Genomic DNA, 7,269 nt, shown 5'->3' on the forward strand with positions numbered 1-7,269 from the left:
GGTTCGCGCGCTGGAGCCCCTCGAAGGCCTGGGCGCTATCGATGGCGATCGCCGCCTGCCCGGACAGAGTCCCCAGGAAGCTCAGCCAGTCGTCCTCGGGGTGGAGCGGCACGCGGTGGTAGAGCTCCAGCACGCCCTTAATCACACCCTTGGCAATCAGCGGGACGCCCATGTAGTCCACGAATCCCTCGCCGGCGATCAGCGCGGAGCAGGGTAGCTCGTCGGCGAGCGCTGCGAGATTCTGAATATGTACGCGTCGCCGCTCAGTCACAGCGCGTCCAGCATAACACTCGTCGAGGCGAAGGTGCGTCCCCGCGTTCAGCTGGGCGTGGATGCCATACCCGGTCGAGAACTCCAAGGTGTTCGTGGGAGGCATAAACAGCAGGATCGCGGTCGCGTCCACGGCCAGCTCGGTCGACGCCGTCTCCACAATCGCCTTCAGGGTCAGCTGGAGATCATGCGCGTTGGCGATCATGCTGTCGATGGCGTTGATCGCGACCAGCTTCTGCATTTGGGTCTCGATCCGCGCCTGGGCCTGCTTGATCTCGGTGATGTCCTGCCCCATTGTCTGCAGGTAGTCTTCGCCTGAGATCTCGACAATCTCGGAGGACAATAACACGTCGCGAATAGCGCCCGACTTGTGGCGAATTTGCACCTCGGCGCGACTCGTACCCTGCTCGATGAGCTCACTGATCAGCTTCTCGCGTCGGGCCACATCCGTCCAGAGATTCAGCGCAGACGATGGAAGGCTCAGGGCCTCCGCACGGGTATAGCCGGTCAGGGCTTGCCATGCCGCGTTGACCTCGACAAAGCGCGTGTCGCTCACGCGCTGGATGGAAAGCAGGGCAGGGCTGCCTTGAAAGAGCAGCGCGTAGCGCTGCTCGCTCGCCCGCAGCGCATCCTCGGCCCGCTTACGCTCGGTGATGTCCACAAAGGTCACCACGACCTGCTGCAGATCGCCGTCCGGGCCGAGCTGAGGGTAGGCGTTTACCAGCACCCAGACCTGATCGCCGCCGCTCGGGCGATAGACGCCCAGGACGAGGTCGCGGATCGCCTCGCGGGTCGCCAGCACCCGGTTCACCGGGTATGCTGCGACAGGCATGGTTACCCCGTCCGCATCGATGAACCGCCACGCGGGATCGATGGCGACCTTGCCCATCATCTGGTCGATGCTGAGCCCGAGCAGTGCGGATGCCTGGAGGTTTGCCAGCAGGATGCTCGTGTCGGGGGCGTGGACGACGAGGCCGGAGTGCAGGTGCTCGATCAACATCCGGAGCTGGAGATCACGCATCGGCAGCGCACCTTCCGTGCGCTCGGCCGGCACCCCTCGCAGCTCGCGCAGAGCGCTCACCCGAGCCAGCACCTCTGCGCGCACCAGGGGCTTCGCGATATAGTCCGCCGCCCCGGCCGCGAAGCAGCGATCTCTATCGTCACGATCCTCCCGGTCGATCAGGAGGATCACGGGGATGGCGCGGGTGCGCTCGTCCCGCTTCAGCTCTCGGCAGAGCGCGAGGCCGTCTGTCTCCTCGCCGTGGGCGGCGATCAGAGCCAGGAAGGGCGGCTGGGCCAGCGCCGACTCAAGCGCGTGGCTCCGCCCGCCGCTCAGGCGAACCCGATAGCCCGCATCACGCAGGATCGCGCTTAATTCGCCGCACTCCTCAGAGCCATCGTCGACGAGCAGGATCGCTTCAGTCTGCGGCATGATCTGATTGGTGATCGCCATTGAGCCGCCCCGCATTCGGGAGTCCCTCACACCATGTGAAAAAACCGTTTCGCAGGCAGAAACAATTATAGGTCACAGCAGTCAGAATACAACACACGTGAACGAACAATGTGCCGGCGGCGACGGCACATGTTCCACGGAGGGAAACATCTACCGCCGCCGCCGGCACATTATGCTGCAATACGCTCAAGGTTCCTGACGTGGCGGACGCTCTGCGTTCTGCGCTCTGCCGCCCCTCTATAGTCGCTCGAACACCCCGGCGGCGCCCATGCCCCCGCCGATGCACATCGTCACCAGGCCGTAGCGCCCGCCGCGCCGCTCCAGCTCGTCAAGGATCTGCACGGTGAGCTTGGCCCCGGTGCAGCCGAGCGGGTGGCCCAGGGCGATCGCCCCGCCGTTGACGTTCACCTTCTCTATGTCGATCCCCAGCTCGCGCACGACCGCCAGGGCCTGGGCGGCGAAGGCCTCGTTCAGCTCGATCAGGTCGATGTCGGCCAGGGTCAGCCCGGCCTGCTTGAGCGCCTTGGGGATGGCCACCACCGGGCCGATGCCCATCACCTCGGGCTCCACGCCGCCCACGGCGAAGCTGATGAAGCGCGCCCGCGGCCGCAGCCCCAGCGCGTCCGCCTTCTGGCGGCTCATCATCACCACCGCCGCCGCGCCGTCGCTCGTCTGCGAGCTGTTGCCCGCCGTGACGCTGCCGGTGATCGCGAAGGCCGGCTTCAGCTTGGCCAGCGCCGTGGCCGAGGTGTCGGCGCGCGGCCCCTCGTCCTTGTCAAAGGTAAAGCTGCGCCGGCGCGGCCGGCCATCGCCGTTCATCTCCACCAGCTCCAGCTCCAGCGGCACGATGCTGCCGGCGAAGCGGCCCTCCTGCTGGGCGCGCAGGGCGCTCTGGTGCGAGCGCAGCGCGAAGGCGTCCTGGTCCTCGCGGCTCACCTTGTGGCGCTTGGCCACATTCTCCGCCGTCAGCCCCATCCCCAGGTAGACCGCCGGGTCGTGCTGGGCGAGGTGCGGGTTGGGCGAGAACTTGTTGCCCGACATGGGCACCATGCTCATGCTCTCGGCGCCGCCGGCCACCACCACCTCGGACTGGCCGGCCATGATCTGCTGGGCGGCCATAGCAATCGTCTGCAGCCCCGAGGCGCAGAAGCGGTTGACGGTCACGCCGCAGACGCTGTCGGGCATGCCGGCGCGCTGGGCGGCGATGCGGGCCATGTTCAGCCCCTGCTCGGCCTCGGGCATGGCGCAGCCCATGATCACGTCCTCGACCTCGCGCGGGTCGAGCCCTGCGGCGCGGGCGATCGCCTCGCGCACCACGGTCGCGGCCATCTCGTCGGGGCGGACGGTGCGCAGCGTGCCGCGCGGCGCCTTGCCGACGGCGGTGCGGACGCCGGATACGATCACTGCCTCGTGCATATGGTTTCCTCTATCGGTGTTGGGGCGCAGCAGCGCGGCGCTGCTGCGCCCTGCCAGTACGGGTATCAGCCCGGCGCTGCTGCGCCAGTACGGGTATCAGCCCGGCGCTGGGGCGCAGCAGCGCGGCGCTGCTGCGCCCTTACGGGTATCCGCCTGGCGCTGCTGCGCCAGTACGGGTGGAGATCAGTTCCTCAGCGGCTTGCCGGTGCTCAGCAGGTGCAGGGCGCGCTCCTGGGTCTTCGGCTGCTTGGCCAGCTCGACCACCGACGCGCGCTCCAGGTCGAGGATGTACTGCTCATCGACCCACTGCGGGCTGCTCAGGTCGCCGCCGCAGAGCGTGTAGGCCAGCTTATCGGCGATGAAGCCCTCGTACTCGGTGGCGAATCCGGACTCGACCATCTGGTAGATCGCCACGCGCGCGGCGGCCAGTCCGTCGCGGCCGAGGGCGTAGCAGCGCGGGGCGCGCTCCGGCGGCTCGTAGCCGGGGGCCAGCCTGAGCGCGGCGGCCTTGGCCTCGCCGATCAGCTCGTCGCCGTTGAAGACGATGCTGTCGGAGCTACGGATGAAGCCGAGATCACGGCCCTCGTGGGCGCTGGTCGCCACCTTGGCCAGGGCGATCGTCTCGAAGACCTGCTGGAAGGCCTTGAGTGTGTCGCCGCCGCTCTGGGCAGCCGCGCCGATGATCCGGGCGTTCAGCTCCTTGCAGCCGCCCCAGGCCGGGATGATCCCCACGCCGAACTCCACCAGGCCGATGTAGGTCTCGGCCGAGGCCACTGTGGCCGCGCTGTGCATGGTCAGCTCGGCGCCGCCGCCGAAGACCTGGCCGAAGGGCGCGCTGACCACCGGCTTGGGGTCGTAGCGCAGGCGCATCATGATCTGCTGGCCGAGGTCGAGCAGCTCGTCCACCGAGTCCCAGTCGCCGGCCTGGGCCGCCGCGCCGAGCCCGCTCACGTCGGCGCCGGCCGAGAAGCGCTTGCCCTGGTTGCCGACGACCATGGCCACCCAGCGCTCATGCTCCAGCTCGTCGAGGGCGGCCAGGGCCATCTCCATCACCGGCGCGCTGATCGTGTTGGCCTTGGAGTGGATCTCGAAGCAGAGCACGCCGTCGCCGAGGTCGATCAGGCTGGCCCCGTCGTTGGCGCGCACCTCGCGGCCGGCGGCCCTCAGCTCGTCCAGGCTGATCGCCAGCGGGCTGCGCGCGATGATCTCGGGCCGGCCGCTGGCCACGTTGAAGGCCGCCGGCTGGCCGTCTATCGCCGTGTAGAAGTGGCCGTCGCCGGCCGCCAGGGCCTCGGCCCAGGCCGGCAGCTCCAGGCCGCGGGCCTTCATCAGCGCGGCGGTCTCAGCGACACCGATGGCCTCCCAGATCTGGAACGGCCCCAGCTCGTGGGCGAAGCCCCAGCGGATGGCGCTGTCCACATCGGCCACGCTGTCGGCGATCTCGGGCAGGCGGCGAGCGGCGTAGGCCATCATCGGCAGGATCGACTCGGCCACCAGCTGGGCGCCGCGGTTGTCGGGCTCCTCGGCGGCCGTGCGCAGCATAAAGCGCAGCCGCGCGGGGAGCGCCTTGAGCTTGCCGGACTCCGCGATAAAGGCGTCCACCGATGCGGTGCCCTGCGGGGCGGCGTACTCCAGGCTGGCCAGGTCGATCGGCCAGAACTCGCGCTTGCCGCCCTGCTTCACCTCTTTGTAGAAGCCCTGGCCGACCTTCTTGCCCAGCTTGCCGGCGGCCACCATGCGGTCGAGCAGATCGTTGTCCTTGTAGACCTCGCGGCTCTCGTCGTCGGGGATGGCCGCGTAGAGGTTCGAGGAGACGTAGTACATCACATCCACGCCGACCTGGTCGAGCAGGCGGAAGCTGGCGGTGTTGGGGCGGCCGATCAGCGAGCCGGTGAGCGCATCGACCTCCTCCACCGTGTAGCCGTGGGCGAGGGCGAAGTTGAGCCCCACCTGGCCGGCGTAGGAGAAGAGGCGGTTGCCGATGAAGTTCGGCCGGTCCTTGCAGACCACCACGCCCTTGCCGAGCCGGTGCGTGGCGAAGGCGCGCATGGCCGCCACCGCCTCGGGGTCGCTGTCCGCGCCGGGGATGATCTCCATCAGCTTGAGGTAGCGCGGCGGGTTGAAGAAGTGGGTGCCGAAGAAGTGGGCCTTGAATTCGGCGCTGCGGCCCTCGGCGATCAGGCCGATCGGGATGCCCGAGGTGTTCGAGGTGATGATCGCGCCGGGCTTTCGCACCGCCTCCAGGCGCTCCATCAGGGCCTGCTTCGGCCCCAGCTGCTCGATGATCACCTCGACGACCCAGTCGCACTCAGCCAGCTTCGCGAAGTCGTCCTCGGTGTTGCCGATGCTGATCAGCCCGGCGGTGGCGGCGCTGAACAGGTTCGATGGGCGGGCCTTGCGCATGCGCTCGAAGCCCTGGCTCACAATGCGGTTGCGCACGGCGGGGTGGCTCAGGCTCAGGCCCTTCGCCTGCTCCTCGGGCGTGAGCGCGCTCGGCGGCACGTCGAGCAGCAGCACGGGGATCCCGGCGCCAGCCACGAGCCCGGCGATCGCGGCTCCCATCGTGCCGGCGCCGATCACCGCCACGCGCTTGATCTGGTAGGCCATCAGGTCCTCCTTGACCGTTTACTATAGCCGATAACCGATAGCCGATAGCCAATAGCCAGACGCTATCAGCATGATGATCGGTTGCGTTTTAGACGCAGTGCGTCATGGATGCCAGTATGATACCACAATCAGGGGTTGGGAGTTAGGGGTTGGGGGAGAGACTCACCCAGCCTCCGCTCTTCCCGCTCGCCACCAGCGCCTCGATCACCCGCATATTCGCCAGGGCGTCGGACAGCGGCGTCGGCACCGGCGCGTCGTCCAGAATCGCGCGGGACATCAGGTCGCCCTGGATGGTGTACTGGTCGCAGGCCGGGAAGACGATCTCCTCGAGCTGGCCGCCGCGCTGGTGCCACAGCCGGGTGGGCACATCGGGCGGGGCGTTGAAGGGGATCTCGATCTCGATGCGGCCCTCGCCACCGAAGATCTGCGCCCGCTGGTAGCCGGCCATCTGGGTCGAGCAGGTGAAGGTGGCGCTGCCGGCGGCGAAGTCCAGCATGCCCGAGGCGATCCGGTCGGTGCCGAAGTCGGGATCGTAGTCGATCAGGCCGCAGGCCCGCCGCGGCTCGCCCTCGAAGATGAAGCGCGAGAGCGAGATGTTGTAGCAGCCGATGTCCATCAGCCCGCCGCCGCCGATGTCGGCCATGTTGCGCACGTTGGCCGGGTCGCGGTTATAGTAGGAGAAGAAGGACTGGATGGTCAGGAGCTGGCCGACCCCGCCGGCGCGCACGATCGCGCGGGCGCGCTGCCACTGCGGGTGGTGGCGATACATGAAGGCCTCCATCACCTTGACCTGCGGGTGCCGGGCGGCCACGTCGATCAGCTGCTGGGCCTCGGCGGCGCTCAGGCCGATCGGCTTCTCGCAGAGCACGTGCTTGCCGGCCTCGATCGCCTTCACCGACCAGGGCACGTGCAGGTGGTTGGGCAGCGGGTTGTAGATCGCGTCCACCTCGGGGTCGGCCAGCAGCTCCTCGTAGGAGCCGTAGGCCTTCGGGATGCCCAGCTCGTCGGCGGCGGCCCGGGCCGACTCCTGGCTGCGCGAGGCGATCGCCGTCACCTCGCAGAGCTCGCCGCGCATCATGGCCGGCGTCACTTTCTTCATCCCGATATTGGCTGTGCTTAGAATACCCCAGCGCACCTTGCTCATCGCCCTCGCCCTCCGCATCATCGCCGGCCGCGCCGGCACCATCGCCGCAGGTGGATTGTAGCATAGGGGGTGGGGGATAGGGGCTGGGGGTTGGGTTGAGCACAAGGCTCCCCCAGCCCCCAACCCCCAACCCCCAACATAAACAGGTATGCTATAATCTCCCATCAAACCACCACGAATAACGCGCTGCATCAACGACGGATTCAGCTCAACCGGCGAGAAAGGAGGTTGTGCCGATCCGACGCCCCCCCGTTCGCCACTGCCGTGTCTTGTTGTCTTATGTTAAGGAGCGACCCACACTATGCGGAAGTCCCTTGCCACGCTGATCGCACTCTTCGTGCTGATCGTGCCGCTGCTGGCCGCCTGCGGCGGCGCCGCG

At 68.0% G+C, this 7,269-nt stretch carries 4 protein-coding genes; all 4 read right to left on the minus strand.

Features of this window, described 5'->3' with window-relative positions:
- Positions 1-1,723: PAS domain S-box protein (locus tag K2Z83_RS18070; RefSeq protein ID WP_220596589.1), on the minus strand; the 1,723-nt coding region annotated here is incomplete at its 3' end.
- A 237-nt stretch (positions 1,724-1,960) separates the two neighbouring features.
- The gene (locus tag K2Z83_RS18075) at positions 1,961-3,139 is read right to left on the minus strand and encodes an acetyl-CoA C-acyltransferase (RefSeq protein WP_220596590.1); all 1,179 of its coding nucleotides are present in this window, start codon (positions 3,137-3,139) and stop codon (positions 1,961-1,963) included.
- Between the two features lie 183 nt (positions 3,140-3,322).
- Positions 3,323-5,746, minus strand: a complete 2,424-nt coding sequence (locus tag K2Z83_RS18080) for a 3-hydroxyacyl-CoA dehydrogenase/enoyl-CoA hydratase family protein (RefSeq protein ID WP_220596591.1) — start codon at positions 5,744-5,746, stop codon at positions 3,323-3,325.
- A 142-nt stretch (positions 5,747-5,888) separates the two neighbouring features.
- Positions 5,889-6,890 carry a Gfo/Idh/MocA family protein gene (locus K2Z83_RS18085; RefSeq protein WP_220596592.1) on the minus strand — a complete coding sequence of 334 codons (1,002 nt, stop codon included), beginning with the start codon at positions 6,888-6,890 and terminating at the stop codon, positions 5,889-5,891.
- Positions 6,891-7,269 lie beyond the last annotated feature (379 nt).

This window comes from Oscillochloris sp. ZM17-4, from assembly GCF_019599295.1.
Taxonomy (GTDB): Bacteria; Chloroflexota; Chloroflexia; order Chloroflexales; family Chloroflexaceae; genus Oscillochloris.